Origin of the sequence: Streptomyces sp. NBC_00885 (assembly GCF_045207475.1) — a bacterium.
Lineage (GTDB): Bacteria > Actinomycetota > Actinomycetes > Streptomycetales > Streptomycetaceae > Streptomyces.
This window is the reverse complement of the sequence record NZ_CP108796.1, coordinates 1,065,952-1,086,036: the sequence shown is the minus strand read 5'-3', so window position 1 is coordinate 1,086,036 and position 20,085 is coordinate 1,065,952. Positions and strand designations below refer to the sequence as shown.

Sequence of the window (20,085 nt, the reverse complement as noted above, 5' to 3'; positions counted from 1 at the left end):
ATGGCGAGCGATGTGCCGAACGGCCATGCCTCGGACCTCGACTGGCTGCTCAGCGGCCTGGTCCAGCGCGTGCCGTACACCCGGAACGCGGTACTGCTCTCCTCCGACGGGTTGGTGAAATCCGTGCACGGCCTGGACCCCGACAGCGCCGACCACATGGCGGCGCTCGCCTCCGGCCTCTACTCCCTGGGCCGCAGCGCCGGAGCGCGCTTCGGCGACGGGGGAGAGGTGCGCCAGGTGGTGGTGGAACTGGACTCGACTCTGCTGTTCGTCTCCACCGCGGGCTCCGGCACCTGTCTCGCCGTGCTCGCCGGCCGGGAGGCGGACGCCGCGGTCCTCGGATACGAGATGGCGATGCTGGTCAAGAGCGTGCGGCCGTATTTGACCACGCCCGCCAGACATTCGGCCGGGGCGCCGAGTGCCGCGGGGCACTGAAAGTGCCGTCCCCCAAGGACGGGCCACTGCTCGACGACGCGGCAGGCCGGCTCATCCGCCCGTACACGGTGAGCGGTGGCCGCACCCGTCCGACGGCCGCACTGGACCTGCTCTCCCTCGTGATGGCGACCGGGACCGTGCCACAGACGCACTTAGGGCCCGAGCACGCCACGGCGCTCGGCCTGTGCGACGGGCCGACGTCGGTGGCCGAGATCTCCGCGCATCTCAGGCTCCCGGCGGTCGTCACCAAGGTGCTGCTCTCCGATCTGGTGGACTGCGGCGCGGTCACCGCGCGGGCGCCGCGCTGCAACGACTCACTCACGGACCGTTCATTGCTGGAGGCGGTGCTCGATGGCCTACGACGACGGCTCTGACGTCGACGACCTCTTCCCGACCGCTCTGAAGATCCTTGTCGCGGGCGGATTCGGGGTGGGCAAGACAACCTTTGTGGGGGCGGTCAGTGAGATCGAACCCCTCAGTACGGAAGAACTGCTGACCCAGGTCAGCGTGGCGACCGACCGACTCGACGGCATCGAGTCCAAGACCACCACGACGGTCGCCATGGACTTCGGCCGGATCACGCTGGACCGGAGTCATGTGCTCTATCTGTTCGGCACACCCGGCCAGGAGCGCTTCTGGTTCATGTGGGACGAGCTCTCCGAGGGCGCTCTTGGAGCGGTTGTGCTCGCCGACACGCGCCGACTCGAGGACTCCTTCTCGGCGGTGGACTTCTTCGAGCGTCGCGGAATCGGATTCGTCGTCGCCGTCAACGAGTTCGACGGCGCCTACCGCTATGAACCGGAAGAGGTACGGGCCGCGATCGACCTCAAGCCGGAGGTGCCGGTCGTCCTGTGCGACGCACGTATCGCCAGCTCGGGGATAGGAACACTGGTCACCCTCGTCCAGCATCTGCTCACCACCACCCCGGCGCCGGCCGCGCCGGCCCCGAGCTACGGAGCACAGATATGACGTACGACCCGACCGGCCATCTGCTGCTGACCCCCGTCGACCGCGAGGCGCCCGTCCGCGTGCGGCGGCTGCGCCAGCTCGGCTTCGGGGACCGGCCGGACCCCGCCTTCGACGAATTCGCGCACAAGCTCGCGGAGGTGACCGGGGCGCCGTTCTCCATGGTCAACTTCATTGACGAGCACCGGCAGTTCTTCGCGGGGCTGCACACCCCGTCCGGTATGCACACCGGAAGCGATCTGGGCGCGGCGGGGGACGGCGGGGTCAGCCGTTTCATGGCGCGCGACCACGGCTACTGCCCGCATGTGGTCGTACGGCGCAAGGCGCTCGTCCTGGAGGACGTCTGCGACTATCCGAGGTTCGCGGGCAACCCGGTCGTCGACGAGATCGGCATCCGCTCCTATCTCGGGGCGCCGCTCATCGACCGTACGGGGATCGCGCTGGGCACGATCTGTGTCGTGGACACGGAGCCGCGGCCGTGGGGGCGTGCGGGCCTGGAGACGATCAAGTCGCTGGCCGCTGAGCTGATCGAACAGATCCACCGCCGCGAGGATGGCCGGATCTAGCGGGGTTGCCCCGAGGCCCCGAGGTACGCCTCTCGGGGGCGTACCCCGGGCCGGGGCGGAGTTCAGGGCCGGTCAGACCGCCGGTTCCAGCCTCACCGAGTCGGACAGCCGGTCCGACCACTCGCCCTTCGACGTGCCAAGCGCCACCTCCGCCAGGCGCAGCAGCTGGATGTCGGAGGTGCCGGCGGGGGCGAACATGTGGAGGGCGTCCCGCAGATACCGTTCGATGGGGCGGTCGGTGAAGAGCCCGGCTGCGGCATGCACCTCCATGGCGTTGCGCGCGGTGTCGATCGCCGACTCGACATTGACCAGCTTCGCGTTCATGAGCTCCGCGTCGCACGGCAGACCCCGGTCGAGCAGATGCACCGCGTGATACGCGGCGAGCCGTGCGGTCATCAGCCGCGACTGCATCTTCCCCAACTTCAGCTTGACCGACTGCAGATGGTGCAGGGGCTTGCCGTAGCGGTGGCGCTCGGCGCAGAAGCGTGTGGTCTCCTCAAGGATCGCCTGATGGATGCCGAGCGACACGGCGGTGAGGTTGGCCCGTCCGTAGAGCACGCTGGAGGAGTACGCCACGGCCAGTCCGTCGCCCTCCTCACCGAGCCGGTTCGGGGCGGGCACGCGGCAGTTGTGGAAGTGCAGTTCGCCGAAGCTGAAGCCGTGCAGGCCCATGGCGGGCCGCTGCTCGCCGACGGCGCACCCGGGGCGGTCCGATTCCACCAGGAAGGCCGTCAGCCCCTTGGAACCGGGAGCGGTCCGCACCACGACGCCGTGCAGATCACCGACATGGCTGTTGCCCACATACACTTTCCGGCCGTTGAGAACGTAGTCGTCGCCGTCCCGTACGGCGGTGGCACTCATGCCCAGCACATGGCCGCCGGACTCCGGTTCGGTGACGGCGATCGTCGGCAGACAGTCGCCGGCGGCGATGACGGGGAGCCACGTCTTCTTCTGCTCGTCGCTGCCGAAGTGGATGATCTTGGCGACGCCGAGCTGCGAGGCCTGCACCATCGCACCCATCGCCCCGCTGACCCTGGACAGTTCCTCGATGATGATGGTCTTGGCGAGATGCCCGACCCCCATGCCTCCGTGTTCCTTGCTGATCGTCGCGCCCAGCCAGCCCTGCTGGGCTATCAGCCGGGACAGTTCGCGGTGGACCGAGCGGGCGGTCTCCATCGCCGGGATCCGTGGACGTACCTCGGTCTCGGCGAACTCGCGAACGTGGTCGCGTAATTGGTGATGCAGTCGACTGGCGAAGTAGCCGTCCATCGCGAGTCCTCCTCTGCGAAACGCCTGCCCGGGCAGTTGTTCGAGCAGGTGGTGCATCGGCAGTGATCTCGTCCCGAACAGGCCGACCACCTCATGGTGTTGATCGCTTTTCGGCGGCACAAGATCGATACCAACTTTGGCCTGAACGCAGGCCGTTGACGTTTGATTGAGGATGTGGTTCGCGTGGTACGAGCCTGTCCGGTCCTGACGTACGGCATTCCCCCTGTGCCTCTTTCTGCCACATGCCAACGGCAAAGGTTTGGTGGGCATGTGGCACTGAGGGACATGTGCGAGTCGCAGACCTGCATATGTGCGACATTCGGGAACACCGGAAGAACCGATACGGCACACACCCACACCGAAAAGAGCGCATGCGAGCACGAAGGGCAGGCGCGGAGGTCTGCAGTGCTGGCGCGTGGAGGTGCTACCCGGCGCGCGAAGTGTTGCAAGGGGGCGCAGGGGGCGCACGCCCCTGCGCTTGTATGGCCCCGGGGTGCTGCCACGCATACGGGACTTTAAAGACACTCGCGAGCTGCGGGGAAAGCGCTTTCTCGCTATATGCAGGCGCCCGCTGAGTGTCAGTGCCGCGTCGTACGGTCTTCGTATGGCCACTGCCGACGACGTACGCAGACTTGCGCTCTCGCTGCCCGGGGCGATGGAGAAGCTCGCCTGGGGCATGCCGACGTTCCGCCTGGAGAGCGGGGGAAGGATCTTCGCCTCGCTCGACGACGACGACAAGGTGATGGGGGTGAAGTGCCCGAAGGGGGACAGGGAGGAGCTGATCGCCGCAGAGCCGGAGAAATTCTTCATGCGGGCGGGGCACGACGACAACTTCGCGTGGCTGCGAGTGCGGCTGGCGGCGCTGGAGGACGAGGAGGAGCTGTACGCGATTCTGGGGGACTCGTGGCGGCAGGCGGCTCCGCGGAGATTGCTGGACGCGCACCCGGAATTGGCGGGGCGGGGGTGAGGGTGCGGGCTGCCTGCGGCGCGATCACCAGCCTGCAGCTCCGCCCCGGCCCCCCTGCGCCCAGGGGAAAGCGGTTCGTGACCACCGGTCGAAGTGCGGTATTGTTCTCATGCGCGTTCGGCCGGGGGAAACCCCAGGTCAGACGGGCACCGGGACGTGGCGCAGCTTGGTAGCGCACTTGACTGGGGGTCAAGGGGTCGCAGGTTCAAATCCTGTCGTCCCGACCAGCGTTTATGCAGGTCAGAGGCTGTATCGGAACTTTCCGATACGGCCTCGCCGGTTTTCCGGGGGCATGGCATCGGCTCCTGGCATGGACATCATCATTGGCTGGGCACCGGCCCGCGCTCGCTTACTCACCCACCGCACACACCGGCCGACCCTTCCGGGTGTGACCGGTCGCCGCGAGCGAGGGGTGTGCCTGAAGCGTGTGACCGAGGGGCCCTTTCGGGCATGGCAGGGCTGGGGCACGATGGCCGGGCGAACAAGTGTGCCCACCGTCCAGATCCGTTCCGACCCGGAGTAACCGGAGGCGCCGCGTGCCGAGCAAAGATCACGCCAGGCTCGACGAGCTGCAACGCGACCCCTATCCGCTCTACGCGCGGGCGCGCCGGACCAAGGGCCTGACCTTCGTTCCCGAGCTCGACGCCTGGCTGGTCGCCCGGGACGCGGATGTACGTGAAGTCCTGCGGCGGCCCGAGGAGTTCTCGTCCGTACGCGCTCTGCTCCCCGATGTGATGCCCTCGCCCGCCGCCCTGGAGGTGCTGTCCAAGGGGTTCGGCAAGCGGCCCACCGTCGTTTCCACGGACGGTCCGGCGCATCAGCGCCATCGCGCTCCGCTCAACCGCGGACTGTCCGCCGGGCGGATCGCCGCACTCGTCCCGTACGCAGCCGAGCGAGCCGAGGCGCTCGTCGACGGCTTCGCCGCAGGACCTGACGGCCGTGTCGAGCTGATGGAGGCGTACGCGCGGAAGTTACCCGGCCAGGTCATAGGGCGCCTGATCGGCTTCGACCCGGTGGACGTGCCGCTCGCGGTGCACGGCGGCCACCGCGCCGAGGAACTGCTGTTCCGGCCGATGGACCCGGACGGGCAGGTCGCCGCCGCCGAGGACGTCGTTGCGCTCCAGAAGCTGCTGGACGAGTACGTACGTGAGCGGCGGCAGAGCCCGCGCGACGATCTGCTGTCCGGGATGGTCGCCGCGCTCGCGCCCGGAAGCGGCGAGCTCACTCTCGACCAGCGCCACGAGCTCGTGTCCAACCTCCAGAACTTCCTGATCGCCGGGCATCTGACCACCACGGCTCTTATCGGTTCGACGCTGCTGCATCTGCTGCGCGACCGGCGGCAGTGGGAACTGATATGCAGTGAACCGGAGTTGATACCGGCCGCCGTCGAGGAAGCGGCGCGGTACGACACGGCGGTCCAGGGCTTCCGGCGTACAACCACCCGGCCCGTCACGATCGCCGGTACCGATCTCCCCGCCGGGGCAACCGTGTTCGTGGCGTACGGATCGGCCAACCGTGACGAGGAACGCTACGACCGGCCGGAGGTCTTCGACATCACCCGGCCCCTCTCGCGGCAGCATGTTGCCTTCGGGCATGGCACGCACGGCTGCCCCGGATCGCAGCTGGCCCGCGAACAACTGCGCCTGACCCTTGAGTTGTTCGCCGGCAGGCTCCCCGGCCTGCGGCTCGACGAGGACAAGCCGTGGCCCGTGATGCGGCCGACGCTCATCCACCGCTCGCCCGAGGCGCTGCATCTCGCCTGGTGAACTGATCCCCGTGGGCAGATCACCTCCGAGCTTCCGTACGCGATCTCTGGGCGAAGCAGTGCCCGGGGACGGGATCCGTCAGCCGCGCCGCAGCAGATAGGTGTCCATGATCCAGCCCTTGCGGGCACGCGCCTCGGCCCGCAGCTCCTCGATCCGCCCGGACACGTCCGCGAGCCGGCCCGAGACCAGGATCTCGTCCTCGGTGCCCACGTATGCGCCCCAGTAGATGAAGAGATCCTGGTCGAGATGGCGGGTGAAGGCCTGCCGCGCGTCGAGCATCACGACCACGTCGTCCACGCCCTCGGGCCAGCCCTCGGCGAGCCGGCGGCCCGTGGTGATCTGCACCGGGCGGCCCACCCGGTTCAGAGCGGTGCGGTGCCTGGCCAGCAGCGACGAGACGCTGCTGATGCCCGGCACCACCTCGTGCTCGAAGGCGACCGTGCCCCGCTGAAGGATCTCCTCAAGGATGGCGAGTGTGGAGTCGTACAGCGCGGGATCGCCCCACACCAGGAACGCACCGCACTCGTCATCGCCCAGTTCCTCGGTGATGAACCGCTCGTACAGATCGGCACGGCGGCGGCGCCAGTCGTCGACGGCGGGGGAGTAGTCCGATGTTTCCCGGTCCCGCTCCGGATCGCGTGCCTCGATCAGACGGTAGGCGCGGTTCTCGACATGGGCGTCGAGAATCTCCCGCCGCAGCCGGATCAGATCCGACTTCTCCTCTCCCTTGTCGAGGATGAAGAACGCATCCGCCTTGTTCAGCGCCTTGACGGCCTGCAAGGTCAGCTGGTCGGGGTCGCCCGCCCCGATGCCGATCACATAGATCTTTCTCACCCCACCGATTATGCGGGGCACCCCTCATCCGGCGGTAAGCGGGAGCTACCGGGGCCGCCGGTCGCGGCATATCCTCCGACCATGCGTGTCGCACTCTTCGTCACCTGCGTCAACGACGCGGTGTATCCGGCCACGGGCATCGCGACCGTCAGACTCCTGGAGCGGCTGGGGGTGGAGGTGGACTTCCCGGCGGCGCAGACCTGTTGCGGACAGCCGCAGTACAACACCGGCTACCGGCGGGAGACCGAGCCCCTGGTACGGCGGACGGCCCAGGCCTTCGAGGGGTACGAATATGTCGTGACGCCGTCGGGGTCGTGCGCGGCGATGGTGCGGGAGCACTATCCGAAGTTCGGTGAGGCGGCGCTCCCGGCCCGTACGTACGAACTCACCGAGTTCCTGGTCGACGTCCTCGGTGTCACCGATGTCGGCGCCTGGTTCCCGCACACCGTCACCTACCACCCCTCCTGCCACGGACTGCGGGCCCTGGGCCTGGGAGAGCGGCCACGCAGGCTCCTCGAAGCGGTCAAGGGCCTGGAGCTGAGGGAACTGCCCGGTGCCGAGGAGTGCTGCGGCTTCGGCGGCACGTTCGCCGTCAAGAACCCCGACGTCTCCGCCGCCATGGGCCAGGACAAGGTCCGCAACGCCCTCGCCACCGGCGCCGAGGTGCTGTGCGGCGCCGACAACTCCTGTCTGATGCACATCGGCGGCATCCTGCGCCGCCAGGACGCCCCGCAGCGCGCCCTGCACATCGCCGACATCCTCGCGAGCACGGAAGAGGAGCCCCTGCTGTGAGCGGTACGTATCTCGGCATGCCGTCCTTCCCCAAAGCCGCCAGGGAGGCCGTCCACGATGTGACGCTGCGCGCCAATCTGCGTCACGCCACCCACACCATCCGCGACAAGCGCGCCAAAGCCGTGGCGGAGCTGGAGGACTGGGCGCTGCTGCGCGAAGCGGGCAAGCAGATCAAGAACCAGACGCTCCGCCATCTCGACCGCTATCTGGAGCAGTTGGAGTCGGCGGTCGTCGCGGCCGGGGGCACCGTTCACTGGGCCGCCGATGCCGCCGAGGCCAATCGCATCGTCGCCGATCTGGTGAAGGCGACGGGCCAGAGCGAGGTCGTCAAGGTCAAGTCGATGGCCACCCAGGAGATCGGCCTCAATGAAGCGCTGGAGGCCGAGGGCATCGCGGCGTACGAGACCGACCTCGCCGAACTCATCGTGCAGCTCGGCCACGACCGCCCGTCCCACATCCTCGTCCCGGCCATCCACCGCAATCGCGGCGAGATCCGCGACATCTTCCGCAAGAAGATGGGAAGTTGGGGCAGAGCGGCCCCGGAAGGACTGACCGACGCCCCGGCCGAACTCGCCGAAGCCGCGCGCCTGCATCTGCGTGAGAAGTTCCTGCGCGCCAAGGTCGGCATCTCCGGCGCCAACTTCATGGTCGCCGAGACGGGCACCCTCGTCGTCTTCGAGTCCGAGGGCAACGGGCGGATGTGTCTGACCCTCCCCGAGACCCTGATCTCCGTCGTCGGTATCGAGAAGGTGGTCCCCACCTGGCGCGACCTCGAGGTCTTCCTGCAGACCCTGCCGCGCTCGTCGACCGCCGAGCGCATGAACCCGTACACCTCGATGTGGACGGGAACGGCCGACGCGGACGGACCGCGGACCTTCCATCTGGTCCTGCTCGACAACGGCAGGACCGAGACGCTCGCCGACGAGGTCGGCCGCCAGGCGCTGCGCTGCATCCGCTGCTCGGCCTGCCTGAACGTCTGCCCGGTGTACGAGCGGGCCGGCGGCCATGCCTACGGCTCCGTCTACCCCGGCCCGATCGGAGCCATCCTCAGTCCCCAACTGCGGGGAATCCAGAGCGAGATCGACGCCTCGCTGCCGTTCGCGTCCTCGCTGTGCGGCGCCTGCTACGAGGTGTGCCCGGTCGCCATCGACATCCCTGAAGTCCTGCTCCACCTCAGGGAGAAGGTCGCGGAGCAGGGCGGCAAGGGGCACCGCGTCGAAAAGGCGGCGATCAAGGCGGCGGGGTGGATCCTCAGCCATCCGGCCGCGCTCGCCGCCGGGGAGAAGGCCGCCGCCAGGACCCGCAAACTGCATCCGAAGAATCTCCCGGGCGCGGGGGCCTGGACCGCGGACCGGGAACTGCCCGAACTGCCCGCCCAATCCTTCCGTGACTGGTGGAAGAAGAACCGCACATGAGCGCCTCACGCGAGCGCATCCTCGCCCGGGTCCGCGCGGCCGTGGCCGGCGCCCCCGAGGCGCCCGAGCCTGCCCGCGACTATCTGGAGAGCCATACCTCCGACGATCCGGACGAGATCCTCGATCTGCTGCACGAGAACCTCGCCGACTACCGGGCGATCGTGCACCGCGCAACCGAAGCCGAACTGCCCGCCCTCATCGCCGAGTTGCTCGGCACGCACAGTGCGCGGTCAGTCGTCGTACCGGACGGGCTGCCCGACGCCTGGCTCGCCGACACGACCGCCGCACAGCGCACGGACGACGGTCCGCTCACTCCGTACGAGCTCGACGCCATTGATGCCGTGGTGACCGGCTGCACCCTTGCGATCGCCGAGACCGGCACGATCGTCCTGGACGCGGGCCCCGGGCAGGGGCGCCGGGCGCTCACGCTCGTTCCCGATCTGCACATCTGCGTCGTCAGGGCCCCCGGGCAGATCGTCGCCTCCGTACCGCAGGCGATGCCGCGCATCGACCCGACCCGCCCGCTGACCTGGATCTCCGGTCCCTCGGCCACCAGCGACATCGAGCTCGACCGGGTCGAAGGCGTCCACGGCCCCCGCACCCTCGAGGTCGTACTGCTGGGCCGTGTCTGACACATGGCGCCGTCCGCCCGCAGGGCGGGGTGCGCGGCGTCCGGTGCGTGCAATCGCAAGGCGGTGGGGGTACCCCCGGACGAAGTCTGGGGGAGATCATCCTCGTACTGGACGTACTTGGATGACTCCGACAACGCAGCGAGTGTGCGTGCCGGGCGTCGCGCACCAGGCGAGATGTGTCAGACACGGCCCAGGACTGAGCCTGTTACGACACCGAGGTCAGCCGGGGAGCCTCGGCGCCCGCGTCCACCGGTCCGTCGAGCCGGGCCGCGAGCACCCGCGCCCAGGCCGTCAGACCGGCCACATCGATCGCGTACGGATCGCGGTAGCCGGAGATCCGGTCCGCGCCGCGCAGCAGCAGCCGCGCGCCGCCCGCCGTATTGCCGCGGGCGGCATGCGTGAGCCCCACCGCCAGCTGGGCGAGCCCGCGCCAGAGCTCGCGCTCCGCCTCGGGCCCGGTCTTCCAGGCGTCCTCGAAGACCTCGTGGGCGTGGAAGGGCATGCCCGCGTCGAGCAGCCGCTGGGCATCGGCGAGTGTCTGGCCGGGGGTACGGACGACGCCCTCGGGCTGCCGCTCCACTCCCTGCGTCCCGTACGGGAGAGGGCGCCCCAGCCCGTCGCGCGGCCGTGCGTTGCGTGCGCGCCCTTCGGTGTCGCGGTCCCTGCGTGCCTTGTCCACCCATCGATTGTCCCCCGTGCCACGGACCCGGTGACCGGACGGGGTCGTCGGCGGACGGCAGGGAGTGAGTTGGATGTGGCAACCTAGTGGCATGAAGGCACGCACCACCGAGGACCACAAGCTCCCCGCACTCGCCCTCGACTCGCGTGGCCGGCCCTGTTCGATCGCCGCATCGCTCCAGGCCGTCGGCGAGAAGTGGTCACTGCTGGCGGTGCGGGAGATCAGCTTCGGCAACCGTCGCTTCGCCGCGATCGCGCGCAACACCGGCGCTCCCCGCGATGTCCTCACCGCGCGCCTGCGTCATCTGGAGTCCGTCGGCGTCCTGACCCGGCGGCAGTACAGCGAGCACCCTCCGCGCTTCGAGTACCACCTCACCGAGGCCGGGCGGGACCTGCTGGTGGTGCTGACCACGCTGCGCGCGTGGGGCGACCGGTGGCTCGTCGACGAGCCGCCCGCCGTCTTCGGCCACTCGTGCGGCGAAGAGCTGGACATGGTCCACAGCTGCCGTCATTGCGGCCAGGAGGTCGTGCCCGAGGATCTGCGGCTCGACGTACGTACGCCCGGCTGGAATTCCTCCGGACCAGTCGATTCGCCGGCTGCCGATTCGCCGGCCGCGAGCGAATGACCGCAGGCAGTGCGTCCGGTGGCCCTGCGCGGTGAGGTAGTGTTCTCCTGCGCGCTCGGCCGGGAAACCGGGAGGATTCGCGCAGCGGGACGTGGCGCAGCTTGGTAGCGCACTTGACTGGGGGTCAAGGGGTCGCAGGTTCAAATCCTGTCGTCCCGACTTTTCGAAGTCGTAGAAGAATCGCGGAAGAAGAGGCCGTGCCGGAGTTTCCGGCACGGCCCTCTTGCGTTGTTCAGGGGGTCACGGCGTGCTCCAGCGCAGCACCGCCCCCAGCCCGCCCGCCGGACCGTGCATGCCCTGAGGCACGAGCAGTACCTCGGCGTCGGCCGCCGCGGCCGCCCGCAGCAGCGCGTCGTCCGCGCGTGCCTGCACGGGCTTGGCGACGCCCATCGCCTGGGCCTGGCCGCGCTGTACGGCGACCTCGTCCACGCCGGGGCCGATCCATACGTCGCGTGCCGCGTCCGACGCGTCCTGTGCGAGCAGGAGCGTGGCCACCTGGTGGCTGCGTGCCGCGTCCACGACCGCCGGAACCCCTTCCGCGGCTTCCCCGCGTCCGGTGTCGACGGAGGCTTTGCGGTGCTCGCCGGGGCGGCCGCGTCCGATACGGAAGCGCTCCAGGGCGCTCTGGAGCCGGTCGCGCGCGTACGCCTCGCGGGCCTCGGCGATCCGGCGGTCGAGCACGCTTTTGGAGGCGCCCGGCGATCTGCTGCCGCTCTCGGCCTCGACGGCAGCGGCCCGGATGGGTTCGGGCAGCCGGGTGTGCACCGCCTTGCGCTCGCGGGAGTCTCCGGTCAGGACCAGCAGCCGGGCGCCGCTGGCGGGCCACTGCTTCGCGATCTCGCCCGCGATGATGTCTGCGGTTTCGTTCCAGCTGTTCTCGACCTTGTTCCGGTAGTGCCACTCGTAACGGTCGGCGGGGATGCTGCGATGCCCGCGGCCCCGCCACTCCTTGCCGTTGGCGTGGCCCAGGGTCTCGCGGTGGAGCGCGTCGCGAAGTTCCAGATCGGCGCCGGTCCGGTCGATGTACGCCACCAGGCAGGGGGGTTCGTCGCCACGCAGGCCGGCGAGCGGGGCGACGTGGGGCAGGATCGACCAGGTCGCCTCCGTGTTGAGGGGAGAGACGGCGAGCGGCAGGTCGAGCACGACCTCGGCGCCGGCGGCGAAGATCGCCCGGCCGGGGGGTGCCCCGGAGACCGGCTCATGGGAGAGCGTGTCGATCACCGCTTTGACGGTGTAGGCGTCGGCGCTCGCGTCGATGAGCTGCGTCGCGACAAAGCGCTCACGGAGCTTCTGGACCTTTGCGGCTTCCTCGGTCGCGCGCGAGGTGTCGATGTAGACGGAGGCCCAGGGGCCTGGACGATCGAACAGCGGCTTGAGAAAAGCAAGTTCCATGATCTCCCCCAGGCTTGGGAGGGTGATTACTACCAGATTACGACGACCTGCCCAAAGTGCCCTGCGGAATCGAGCAAGTTGAGGCGCACCCGAGCAACGACCCATTCGTGGACCCGGAACGCCGGCGGGCACCGTCCGAGGCGCGGTCCGGCGGTGGTTGCAGCGCGTGACGGTTCATATTGCGAGCGTGTCGGCGCGCTGCTTCGCTGAGGTAGTCCGCTCTACCCGACGTCCAGGGAGTGACGATGAGCGTTGCAGGTGAATCCGGTGGCCGAGTCCGGCAGATGCGCGAGAAGGCCAAGCAGATGCAGGAGGCCGCGGAGCGCACGACCGACCCGCAGGAGCGTCAGCGGCTCCAGGAGAAGGCCCGGAAGCTGCAGGAGCAGAGCGAGCAGGAAAGCAGCATGGGCAGTGGGGACCCCCGCCCCCTGTAGGTGCCCGCACCACGTGAACGGCTGACGGCCTGTCCTTGGGGCAGGTCGTCAGCCGCTGTTGTGCCAGCCGACTCGGGCACCCGGCCGGCGGGTGTCCCCGCGGACCGTGGCCCGTCGCCCGGTTGCGGGTGATCAACCTCGAACTCCTCACGGGGATACTCCGCCGGGCCATGGGAACCCGGCGACCGACAGCGGCACGAGCAAGGAGCGCGAAAGGACGTGAGCCCCATGAGAGTGGCGTTCCTCATGGCCCCCCAAGGGGTCGAACAGATCGAGCTGACCGAGCCGTGGCGGGCCGTCGTCGACGCCGGTGGAGAGCCGGAGCTGCTGTCGACGAAGCCCGGCCGTGTGCAGGCCTTCCGTCACCTCGACAAGGCCGACACCTTCGCCGTCGACCGGACGGTCGCCGAGAGTCGCGCCGCGGACTACGACGGGCTGGTGCTCCCGGGAGGCGTCGCCAATCCGGACGTACTGCGTATGGACGAAGCGGCCGTCGCGTTCGTCAAACGCTTCTTCGGCCTCGCCCAGCCGGTGGCCGCGATCTGCCACGCCCCGTGGACACTGGTGGAGGCGGACGTGGTCCGCCATCGGACGCTGACCTCGTGGCCCAGTCTGCGGACCGATATCCGCAACGCGGGCGGGACCTGGGTCGACGAGGAGGTCGCGGTCTGCCGCGCCGCCCCGGCAACGCTGATCACGAGCCGTAGACCGGCCGATCTGAAGGCGTTCTGCTCGACGTTCCTGCCGGAGTTCGGCGGATGAGCGCTTGGGGTACGTCGCGGGTCGAGCAAGATCCATCAAATTGTCACGTTAAGTGTTCGGTTGCGTACTTTGAGCGATGGGCGCAGTGTGGTTACGGCGTTTCACGCCACACCCGAAACACCCGAAAGGACATGTCATGGGTAAGGCAAAGGCCAAGGGCAAGCAGGTCAAGGGTCGGATGAAGGAATCCGCGGGCAAGGCCATGGGCGACCGCGGCATGCAGGCGGAAGGCCGGGGCGAGCAGATCGCCGGCTCGACCCAGGAGGCCGTGCGGCAAGCCGCCGACCAGGTGAGGAAGCCGGGCGGACGGTAAGTCTCCGGCCAGGTGGACGGGCTGCCCCGGGGCTACGGTCCCGGGGCGGCCCGCTGTCCGGCCACGACTCGCCTGACCAGGGCGCGTAGGGCGGAGGGGGGTGCGCCGGAAGGCGGATAGTTGTCAGTTCAACCGGCGCCCCACATTCAGGAAACCCGCCTGTCCTCGCGCAGCGCGGGTTGAAGCCTGGACACCAGACGGAAGAAGCCGGCCTCGTTGCCCGCCATGCCGAGAGCGCGCAGCGCCTCGTCCGCCTCGGCGATCGGCGCGGTGAGCAGCGGCAGGGTGAGCAGCGGCTGTTCCGTTTCGGAGAGGACGGCCCGGGTGGTCTGCAGCAGTCGTAGGTACGCCTGTGCCGCGGCGAGCTCGGAGTCGGTCATGTCGGTTGCCCCCTTGGAAAGGTGTCGGACCGTCAAGCATCTCGCGAGGCACTGACAATGCCCGCCGGGCAGCGGGTTCGCCCGGGTCCTGCCGTGGGGCGCGGGCAGTTCAGGGCATGAGTTCCAGGGGGTCGTACTCATGGGGCCGGTCGCCCACCCACTCGATCCAGGTCGGGTCGTCGAGCAGATTGTCCGCGTCGGGCAGTCCGGCCCGGCGGAGGAACTCCAGCAACTGGTCGTCGGAGTGGGCGAGCCCCATGATCTGATCCCGCACGGTGACCCGGCGGCCACCCGACGGGGAGATCCGGTGTACAACGATCGGTGGGTGTACAGCCATGTCTCCAGCGTCCGTCCATCGTGGCCCGGCGGCATCCGGACACTATGCATCCTCGCGCACCGCCGGGGCGGCCGGAACGCGCCCGGTGATCAGGGGTGCGTTCGCCGTCAGGCAGAAGGCGTCGTCGGTGCCGACGAACGACGAGTGTCCTGCCCGCCGCGATCTCGGCGGGCACGCGCGTCCGGTGACGAACCACGCCGCGCGACGGACCTGTTCGGGCTCGGAGGGCGGCTTCCCGGTGGCCGCGCGCCGCGCATCTCCGCGTCGAACGCCATGTCCGATTTCCGCCAGCCCCCGCCCCGGGCGGTGCCCATACTGGCCGTATGACGATCGAGGACAGCAGGTACGAGGCGGTGAGCAGCCGGGACGCCCGGTTCGACGGGATGTTCTTCTTCGCCGTGTCCACCACCGGGATCTACTGCCGCCCCAGCTGTCCCGCGATCACGCCCAAGCGCCAGAACGTGAGCTTCTACCGGACGGCCGCCGCCGCCCAGGGCGCCGGATTCCGGGCCTGCCGCCGCTGTCGCCCCGACGCGGTGCCCGGGTCCGCCGAGTGGAACGCCCGCGCCGATGTCGTCGGCCGGGCCATGCGGCTGATCGGCGACGGCATCGTGGACCGCGAGGGCGTCGCGGGCCTCGCCGACCGGCTGGGCTACAGCGCCCGCCAGGTGCAGCGGCAGCTGAACGCCGAGCTCGGCGCGGGCCCCATTGCCCTCGCCCGCGCGCAGCGCGGACACACCGCACGCGTACTGCTGCAGACGACCACCCTGCAGGCGGCGGAGATCGCTTTCGCCTCGGGTTTCGCGAGCGTACGGCAGTTCAACGACACCATCCGCGAGATCTACGCCGCCACCCCCAGCGAACTGCGCTCGGCCCGGCCCGGACGCGGCTCGCGCTTCGGCCCGGTCGCCCCGGCCAACGGCGCCGCCGGCGTGCCACTGCGGCTTGCCTACCGCGGCCCGTACGCCTCGGCGGAGGTCTTCGACCACCTCGCCGCGCGTGCCGTCACCGGCGTCGAGGAGATCGTCGGTGAGCGCGGCGAGCGTACCTACCGCCGCACTCTGCGGCTGCCCGGAGGATCCGGCGTGGCAGAGGTCGCTGAACAGCCGGGCGCGGGGGGCTGGTTGGAGTGCCGACTGCATCTCACGGACCTGCGGGACCTGACGACCGCCACCCAGCGGATGCGCCGCCTCTTCGATCTCGACGCCGACCCCTGCGCTGTCGCCGAACGCCTCGGCACAGACCCGGCACTGGCTCCCCTGGTCGCGGCCCGTCCCGGCCTGCGCGCGCCGGGCGCGGCCGATCCCCACGAGCTCGCGGTACGGGCCGTGCTGGGCCGGCGGGAGCTCTGCGGCGAGATCGTCGCGGCGTACGGGCAGAAGCTGCCCGAGCCGAGCGGCGGGCTGACACATCTCTTCCCGCGCGCCGAGGACTTGTCGGCTGCGGAGCCCCGCCGGCTGCGCACCCTGGCGGCCGCGCTCGCGGACGGCTCGCTCATCCTCGACCCGGGGGCGGACCGCGACGAGGCAGAACAGCAGCTGCTCATGCTGCCGGGCATCGACCGCCGGACGGCGGGCTACATCCGGATGCGAGCCCTCGGCGACCCGGACGTCCTGCTGCTGGACGACGTGACGGTGCAAGCGCAGAGCGGGGATGGGGAGAGGTGGCGGCCGTGGAGGTCGTACGCGATGCACCACCTGTGGGCCAGGGCGTCCGGCAACTGACCAGAGCGACGGTGTGGGTCACCGGGGAACGAAGGCGACCCGGAACATCTTGGGCCACCACTTGCCGGTGAGCAGGAACTGACGGGTCCCGGGAACGGCCGCGATGCCGTTCAGGACATCCGCTCGGTCAGCCTCCTGTGGCGTGAGCAGCCCCGCGGCGTCGACCTCCCCGGTGACCGTGCCGCTATTCCCGTCGATGCGCACGATCCGGTCCGACGGCCAGACGTTGGCGTACACGAGGTCGCCGACGCATTCGAGCTCATTGAGCCGGCTCACTGGGCGCCCACCGGCGGTGACGGCAACCTCTCCTGTTTTGAGGAGTGTCCGGGGGTCCCGGAAGGTGAGCCGGGAGGAGCCGTTGCTCGTCACCAGCCGGTCGCGATGCCGCTGGTGGCACAGGCCCCAGCCCTCGTCCCCGAAAGGGACCCGGCGCAGTTCGGCCAGCGTTCGCGCGTCCCGTTCGAGGGCCAGGCCGTTCCGCCACGTGAGCTGCCACAGAGTGGGCCCCATGACGGTGATCCCCTCGCCGAACAGCGGCCGGGCCAACTCGGTGCGGACTGCCGGAAATCGCTCGAGCGGGCCTGCCCGGACCGAGGACTTTCCGACCACGCCCGTGCTCTCGTACAGCGTGCCGCCCTCGGTCAACTCCAGGCCCTGGGTGAAGGCCTTCGGGTCATGCGGCAGGGTGCCGACGACCTCGGCCCGCAATTGCTCGATCCCAGCCGGGGCCCGCCCGGCGGTGCCGCGGCCGATCTCCCCGGCTCCGCCCCCCGTCCCACACGAAGTCGCGAGCGTTCCACCGACCAGAGCCAGGACCACGACGGGGACCTTCAGTGCGGGACGCATGACCTCACGCTGCCCGGTTCTACGACCGTGTTTTGGACGGCACCCGCGCTCCGTGCTGCTTGTCGGCCGGCCGTCGGCCCGGGACCACCGCCGCCAAGCGCGACGACACCAGTGCGGTGAGCCGGGCTGTCGTGTCCTGCTTCGGCCGGTAGGTGTACGCATAGGCGTGTGCGTCGCCCTCTCCGCGTACCGGAGCCGCGTTCAAGACGGCTCCCAGCACAGGTACGTTGACGCGTTCGAGGATGCGCAGGGCGTCGATGACCTGGCTCCGGCTCGTCCGCCCGGCGCGAGCCACGAGCAGGTAGCCGTCGATGGCCGGTGCCATCGCTGTGGTGTCGGCGAAGGGGAGTACCGGGGCGGTGTCCACCACGACATGGTCGAACTGCTCGGCAAGAGTGCGCAGCAGGGAGGCGAAGTAGGTACTGCCGAGGAGCTGCGTCGGGTTGGGAGGGATCCTCCCGCTGGCAAGCACCGAGAAGGTACCGGCCGACTGGAGTACCTCATGCAGTTCGGCATGGCCCACCAGAGCTGTGGTGAGCCCGGCGTCCCTGACCAGGCCGAGGGCCGGGGCGATCGAAGGCCGGCGCAGGTCGCAGTCGATCAGACATACCTTTGCGCCTTCTTCGGCCAGTGTGGCGGCCAGGTTGACCGACACGCTGCTCTTGCCCTCGCGTGGCAGCGGACTGGTGACGGCGATCACCTTCGGCCGCTGGTCCACCTGCGCGAACTGCAAGTTGACGCGAAGCTTCCGGAAGCCCTCGGCACGCGGACTGTGCATGTCGTCGCGCAGGGAGACCGGTTGCCGTGCGGCTCGCGGGTCCTGGACGATGCTGGACAGTACGGCCGGCCCCCCGGCGGCTGCCAGACACTCGGCAAGGGCTTTGGAGTCACGCATCGAGGTGTCCACCGTCTCCAGTGCCACACCCAGCCCCAGCCCGAGCAGCAGGCCCACCGCCAGACCCAGGGCAACGTTGACCGCGGTGTTCGGGGACGAGGGCGCGGTCGGCACGGCGGCAGGGTGTGTCACGGTGAGCCGAACCGGGGAGGGGAGCTTGCTCGACTGGGGACGCTCCAGCTTCCTGATCACGTCGGTAAAGCGCCGAGCGACCGAGTTGCTGATCAGGGCGGCTTGTGCCGCACTGGTGTCGGTGACGGTCAGCCGGACCAGAACCGTGTTGAGCGGCGCTTCGGCCTCGACCCGTTCAGCCAGCTGGGCCGCCGTCATCGTGAGCCCGAGGGATTTCACGACGGGTCCGGTCACCGCGGGGCTCTCCGCCACGTCGGCATAGGACTGGACTCTGGCCTGGGCGAACGAGTTGCCCTCGTTGAGCTGGGCGGTGTTGGTGTCGGCCTGGAGGGACACGAAGAGCGTGGTCGTCGCCCGGTACTCCGGAGTGACGAGGACACTCGCCAGGACGCCCGCCACCGTTCCCAGCACAGTCACCAGGGCGATGACGTGCCAACGACGGGAAAGGACACGTAGGTAGTCGCGCAGATCCAAGGCCATTCCCCAGTCGGAGGCAGTGAGTGAGCAGTCAGCCTAGGAGCAGGCTCAGGGATTTGGGGCGCATGGCAGGTGCACTCGACTATTCGTACCCCAATGGAGTGCACGGGCGTCCTTTCAGAGACGCTCAACTGTTTCCACGCGGCACCGATTGCAGGCGTCGAATACGTAGTCGGCGACACGCTCCACCATTGCGTAGTCGAATGCGTCGTGGTCGGTGGCAATGACCACGGCATCGGCAGCAGCGACTTGTTCCTCCGTGAGGTCGACGCACAGAATGTCGACGGGCAGCTGACGAGGGTCGACATGCGGTTCCACGGCGAGGACGTGAGCGCCCATGTGCTGAAGTCCGAGAGCCACCGCGACGGAAGGGGACTCCCGGATGTCGCCGGTGTTCCTCTTGTAAGCGAGTCCGAGGACAAGAACCTGGCTGCCGTTGACCGGCTTGCGTCGGGCGTTGAGCCCTCTGGCCACCCGCAGCACCACATGGTCGGGCATATGGCTGTTGATGTCGTTGGCCAGTGCCACGAAGCGGAAGTCGTGCCGCAGCCTCTGCTTGACCTGCCACGAGAGGTAGGAGGGGTCAATGGGCAGGCAGTGTCCGCCGACGCCGGGCCCGGGCAGAAAGCGCATGTATCCGAAGGGCTTGGTCGACGCCGCGTCGATCACTTCCCAGATGTCGATGCCGAGCGGTTTGCAGAACATCGCCAACTCGTTGACGAGCGCGATGTTGACATGGCGGAACGTGTTCTCCAGGAGCTTGGTCAGCTCGGCCGTGCGGGGTGAGCTGACCGGGACGGTACGGTCCACGATGTCTTCGTAGAAGAGCTCCACATGTCGCAGGGAGTCCTCGTCCATACCGGAGACGACCTTCGGGGTGTTCTCCAGCCGCCAGGTCGGGTTTCCCGGGTCGATTCTCTCCGGGCTGTATCCGAGGAAGAAGTCCTTGCCCGCCTGAAGCCCGCTGCCCGCCTCGAGGATCGGGCACACCACGTGCTCGGTGGTGCAGGGATACGTGGTCGACTCCAGGATCACCGTGGCGTTCGGGCGGAGGTGCCGGGCGATTTCCCGCGCGGCGCTCTCCACGAAACTCAGATCGGGGGCGCCCTCCTTCAGAGGCGTGGGCACCGTGATGACACAGACATCGAAGTCCGCCGCATCCGCGTAGTCGGTACTCAGGGCATAGCGGCCCGAGTTGAGGGCAGCCAGCAGGCGGGGCGACGTCACGTCCTCGGCGAACGACTCGCCGCCGGCCAGACGCTTGACACGCATCTCGTCCACATCGAGACCAACGACGTTGCGCCCGGCCTCCACTGCGCGAACGGCAAGTGGAAGACCCACGTACCCCTGGCCGACCACCACTACCTTCTTTGTTGCCTCCGACATGATCGGACTCCTCTCTGCTGGCCATGCAGAATGTTTCGATGGGATATGCCCGGTGCTCGCC

The 20,085-nt window shown here is 69.1% G+C and carries 23 protein-coding genes and 2 tRNA genes; 16 read left to right on the top strand and 9 right to left on the bottom strand.

The annotated features are described in order from the left end of the window. From OHA61_RS05035 to OHA61_RS05020, 4 genes are read left to right on the top strand one after another with little or no spacing between them, the layout of a single operon-like run. Positions 1-435, top strand: coding sequence for a roadblock/LC7 domain-containing protein (locus tag OHA61_RS05035; RefSeq protein WP_324989312.1), 435 nt, complete (start codon positions 1-3; stop codon positions 433-435). Positions 436-437: 2 nt separating this feature from the next. Then, the gene (locus tag OHA61_RS05030) at positions 438-809 is read left to right on the top strand and encodes a DUF742 domain-containing protein (protein WP_266483629.1); all 372 of its coding nucleotides are present in this window, start codon (positions 438-440) and stop codon (positions 807-809) included. After that, on the top strand, positions 787-1,404 hold the full coding sequence (locus tag OHA61_RS05025; RefSeq protein ID WP_406301882.1) for a GTP-binding protein: 618 nt from the start codon (positions 787-789) through the stop codon (positions 1,402-1,404). The genes OHA61_RS05030 and OHA61_RS05025 overlap by 23 nt, the downstream gene beginning before the upstream one ends. Then, positions 1,401-1,967 carry a GAF domain-containing protein gene (locus tag OHA61_RS05020; RefSeq protein ID WP_406301881.1) on the top strand — a complete coding sequence of 189 codons (567 nt, stop codon included), beginning with the start codon at positions 1,401-1,403 and terminating at the stop codon, positions 1,965-1,967. The genes OHA61_RS05025 and OHA61_RS05020 overlap by 4 nt, the downstream gene beginning before the upstream one ends. Before the next feature lie 72 nt (positions 1,968-2,039). Here OHA61_RS05020 and OHA61_RS05015 read toward each other — a convergent pair whose 3' ends face one another. Then, the gene (locus OHA61_RS05015; protein WP_406301880.1) at positions 2,040-3,236 is read right to left on the bottom strand and encodes an acyl-CoA dehydrogenase family protein; all 1,197 of its coding nucleotides are present in this window, start codon (positions 3,234-3,236) and stop codon (positions 2,040-2,042) included. A gap of 604 nt (positions 3,237-3,840) precedes the next feature. On the opposite strand from OHA61_RS05015, the gene OHA61_RS05010 reads away from it, so the two are divergent. The 3 genes from OHA61_RS05010 to OHA61_RS05000 all read left to right on the top strand — a co-directional run bounded on the left by OHA61_RS05010 (position 3,841) and on the right by OHA61_RS05000 (position 5,969). Continuing rightward, positions 3,841-4,203: an MmcQ/YjbR family DNA-binding protein gene (locus OHA61_RS05010; protein WP_406301879.1), complete on the top strand. Its 363-nt coding sequence runs from the start codon at positions 3,841-3,843 to the stop codon at positions 4,201-4,203. Positions 4,204-4,353: 150 nt separating this feature from the next. Continuing rightward, positions 4,354-4,430: transfer RNA gene (locus OHA61_RS05005), tRNA-Pro, on the top strand. Positions 4,431-4,739: 309 nt separating this feature from the next. After that, positions 4,740-5,969 carry a cytochrome P450 gene (locus OHA61_RS05000; RefSeq protein WP_406301878.1) on the top strand — a complete coding sequence of 410 codons (1,230 nt, stop codon included), beginning with the start codon at positions 4,740-4,742 and terminating at the stop codon, positions 5,967-5,969. A gap of 78 nt (positions 5,970-6,047) precedes the next feature. Here OHA61_RS05000 and cobF read toward each other — a convergent pair whose 3' ends face one another. Continuing rightward, positions 6,048-6,803: a precorrin-6A synthase (deacetylating) gene (gene cobF, locus OHA61_RS04995; RefSeq protein WP_406301877.1), complete on the bottom strand. Its 756-nt coding sequence runs from the start codon at positions 6,801-6,803 to the stop codon at positions 6,048-6,050. 81 nt (positions 6,804-6,884) lie between these two features. Between cobF and OHA61_RS04990 the strand changes: the two genes are divergently transcribed. Genes OHA61_RS04990 through OHA61_RS04980 form a run of 3 tightly spaced genes read left to right on the top strand, consistent with a single transcriptional unit; the run spans position 6,885 to position 9,642 of the window. Next, positions 6,885-7,595, top strand: a complete 711-nt coding sequence (locus OHA61_RS04990; protein ID WP_406301876.1) for a (Fe-S)-binding protein — start codon at positions 6,885-6,887, stop codon at positions 7,593-7,595. Further along, on the top strand, positions 7,592-9,010 hold the full coding sequence (locus OHA61_RS04985) for a LutB/LldF family L-lactate oxidation iron-sulfur protein (RefSeq protein ID WP_406301875.1): 1,419 nt from the start codon (positions 7,592-7,594) through the stop codon (positions 9,008-9,010). Before OHA61_RS04990 ends, OHA61_RS04985 begins: the two co-directional genes overlap by 4 nt. Further along, complete coding sequence (locus OHA61_RS04980) at positions 9,007-9,642, top strand: lactate utilization protein C (protein WP_406301874.1); 636 nt, start codon at positions 9,007-9,009, stop codon at positions 9,640-9,642. Before OHA61_RS04985 ends, OHA61_RS04980 begins: the two co-directional genes overlap by 4 nt. A gap of 205 nt (positions 9,643-9,847) precedes the next feature. On the opposite strand, the gene OHA61_RS04975 is transcribed toward OHA61_RS04980, so the two are convergent. After that, positions 9,848-10,321 carry a DUF309 domain-containing protein gene (locus OHA61_RS04975; RefSeq protein ID WP_406301873.1) on the bottom strand — a complete coding sequence of 158 codons (474 nt, stop codon included), beginning with the start codon at positions 10,319-10,321 and terminating at the stop codon, positions 9,848-9,850. A gap of 91 nt (positions 10,322-10,412) precedes the next feature. Between OHA61_RS04975 and OHA61_RS04970 the strand changes: the two genes are divergently transcribed. After that, complete coding sequence (locus tag OHA61_RS04970) at positions 10,413-10,946, top strand: winged helix-turn-helix transcriptional regulator (RefSeq protein ID WP_406301872.1); 534 nt, start codon at positions 10,413-10,415, stop codon at positions 10,944-10,946. Between the two features lie 85 nt (positions 10,947-11,031). After that, a tRNA-Pro gene (locus OHA61_RS04965) sits at positions 11,032-11,105 on the top strand. 81 nt (positions 11,106-11,186) lie between these two features. Here OHA61_RS04965 and OHA61_RS04960 read toward each other — a convergent pair. Further along, positions 11,187-12,338 (bottom strand): hypothetical protein, encoded by a 1,152-nt coding sequence (locus OHA61_RS04960; RefSeq protein WP_406301871.1) that lies wholly within the window; start codon positions 12,336-12,338, stop codon positions 11,187-11,189. 245 nt (positions 12,339-12,583) lie between these two features. Here OHA61_RS04960 and OHA61_RS04955 point away from each other — a divergent pair, with 245 nt between their 5' ends. From OHA61_RS04955 to OHA61_RS04945, 3 genes are all read left to right on the top strand, one after another. After that, positions 12,584-12,772, top strand: a complete 189-nt coding sequence (locus tag OHA61_RS04955; protein ID WP_406301870.1) for a DUF6381 family protein — start codon at positions 12,584-12,586, stop codon at positions 12,770-12,772. Positions 12,773-13,000: 228 nt separating this feature from the next. Continuing rightward, positions 13,001-13,534 carry a type 1 glutamine amidotransferase domain-containing protein gene (locus OHA61_RS04950; RefSeq protein WP_406307280.1) on the top strand — a complete coding sequence of 178 codons (534 nt, stop codon included), beginning with the start codon at positions 13,001-13,003 and terminating at the stop codon, positions 13,532-13,534. Between the two features lie 136 nt (positions 13,535-13,670). Next, a complete protein-coding gene (locus tag OHA61_RS04945) occupies positions 13,671-13,847 on the top strand; it encodes a CsbD family protein (protein ID WP_324989283.1) in 177 nt (58 codons plus the stop codon). A 146-nt stretch (positions 13,848-13,993) separates the two neighbouring features. Here OHA61_RS04945 and OHA61_RS04940 read toward each other — a convergent pair whose 3' ends face one another. Together OHA61_RS04940 and OHA61_RS04935 are read right to left on the bottom strand one after the other, a co-directional pair. Continuing rightward, a complete protein-coding gene (locus OHA61_RS04940) occupies positions 13,994-14,227 on the bottom strand; it encodes a hypothetical protein (RefSeq protein ID WP_406301869.1) in 234 nt (77 codons plus the stop codon). Between the two features lie 109 nt (positions 14,228-14,336). After that, positions 14,337-14,564 (bottom strand): hypothetical protein, encoded by a 228-nt coding sequence (locus OHA61_RS04935; RefSeq protein WP_266483695.1) that lies wholly within the window; start codon positions 14,562-14,564, stop codon positions 14,337-14,339. 323 nt (positions 14,565-14,887) lie between these two features. Between OHA61_RS04935 and OHA61_RS04930 the strand changes: the two genes are divergently transcribed. Beyond that, on the top strand, positions 14,888-16,288 hold the full coding sequence (locus OHA61_RS04930) for a DNA-3-methyladenine glycosylase 2 family protein (protein ID WP_406301868.1): 1,401 nt from the start codon (positions 14,888-14,890) through the stop codon (positions 16,286-16,288). Positions 16,289-16,306: 18 nt separating this feature from the next. Here the strand turns inward: OHA61_RS04930 and OHA61_RS04925 are convergent, their stop codons facing one another. The 3 genes from OHA61_RS04925 to OHA61_RS04915 form a co-directional block, all read right to left on the bottom strand. After that, positions 16,307-17,134, bottom strand: a complete 828-nt coding sequence (locus tag OHA61_RS04925; protein WP_406301867.1) for a glutaminyl-peptide cyclotransferase — start codon at positions 17,132-17,134, stop codon at positions 16,307-16,309. A gap of 19 nt (positions 17,135-17,153) precedes the next feature. After that, positions 17,154-18,641, bottom strand: coding sequence for a polysaccharide biosynthesis tyrosine autokinase (locus OHA61_RS04920; RefSeq protein ID WP_406301866.1), 1,488 nt, complete (start codon positions 18,639-18,641; stop codon positions 17,154-17,156). A 114-nt stretch (positions 18,642-18,755) separates the two neighbouring features. After that, positions 18,756-20,024, bottom strand: coding sequence for a nucleotide sugar dehydrogenase (locus OHA61_RS04915; protein ID WP_361904678.1), 1,269 nt, complete (start codon positions 20,022-20,024; stop codon positions 18,756-18,758). Positions 20,025-20,085: the final 61 nt, after the last annotated feature.

Excerpts from the sequence above, each read along its gene's own strand:
- OHA61_RS05035 (WP_324989312.1), top strand. The coding sequence starts at position 1 with ATGGCGAGCGATGTGCCGAACGGCCATGCCTCGGACCTCGACTGGCTG.
- OHA61_RS05025 (WP_406301882.1), top strand. The coding sequence starts at position 787 with ATGGCCTACGACGACGGCTCTGACGTCGACGACCTCTTCCCGACCGCT.
- OHA61_RS05020 (WP_406301881.1), top strand. The coding sequence starts at position 1,401 with ATGACGTACGACCCGACCGGCCATCTGCTGCTGACCCCCGTCGACCGC.
- OHA61_RS05015 (WP_406301880.1), bottom strand. The coding sequence starts at position 3,236 with ATGGACGGCTACTTCGCCAGTCGACTGCATCACCAATTACGCGACCAC.
- OHA61_RS05010 (WP_406301879.1), top strand. The coding sequence starts at position 3,841 with ATGGCCACTGCCGACGACGTACGCAGACTTGCGCTCTCGCTGCCCGGG.
- OHA61_RS04990 (WP_406301876.1), top strand. The coding sequence starts at position 6,885 with ATGCGTGTCGCACTCTTCGTCACCTGCGTCAACGACGCGGTGTATCCG.
- OHA61_RS04980 (WP_406301874.1), top strand. The coding sequence starts at position 9,007 with ATGAGCGCCTCACGCGAGCGCATCCTCGCCCGGGTCCGCGCGGCCGTG.
- OHA61_RS04970 (WP_406301872.1), top strand. The coding sequence starts at position 10,413 with ATGAAGGCACGCACCACCGAGGACCACAAGCTCCCCGCACTCGCCCTC.
- OHA61_RS04960 (WP_406301871.1), bottom strand. The coding sequence starts at position 12,338 with ATGGAACTTGCTTTTCTCAAGCCGCTGTTCGATCGTCCAGGCCCCTGG.
- OHA61_RS04955 (WP_406301870.1), top strand. The coding sequence starts at position 12,584 with ATGAGCGTTGCAGGTGAATCCGGTGGCCGAGTCCGGCAGATGCGCGAG.
- OHA61_RS04950 (WP_406307280.1), top strand. The coding sequence starts at position 13,001 with ATGAGAGTGGCGTTCCTCATGGCCCCCCAAGGGGTCGAACAGATCGAG.
- OHA61_RS04945 (WP_324989283.1), top strand. The coding sequence starts at position 13,671 with ATGGGTAAGGCAAAGGCCAAGGGCAAGCAGGTCAAGGGTCGGATGAAG.
- OHA61_RS04940 (WP_406301869.1), bottom strand. The coding sequence starts at position 14,227 with ATGACCGACTCCGAGCTCGCCGCGGCACAGGCGTACCTACGACTGCTG.
- OHA61_RS04935 (WP_266483695.1), bottom strand. The coding sequence starts at position 14,564 with ATGGCTGTACACCCACCGATCGTTGTACACCGGATCTCCCCGTCGGGT.
- OHA61_RS04930 (WP_406301868.1), top strand. The coding sequence starts at position 14,888 with ATGACGATCGAGGACAGCAGGTACGAGGCGGTGAGCAGCCGGGACGCC.
- OHA61_RS04925 (WP_406301867.1), bottom strand. The coding sequence starts at position 17,134 with ATGCGTCCCGCACTGAAGGTCCCCGTCGTGGTCCTGGCTCTGGTCGGT.
- OHA61_RS04920 (WP_406301866.1), bottom strand. The coding sequence starts at position 18,641 with ATGGCCTTGGATCTGCGCGACTACCTACGTGTCCTTTCCCGTCGTTGG.
- OHA61_RS04915 (WP_361904678.1), bottom strand. The coding sequence starts at position 20,024 with ATGTCGGAGGCAACAAAGAAGGTAGTGGTGGTCGGCCAGGGGTACGTG.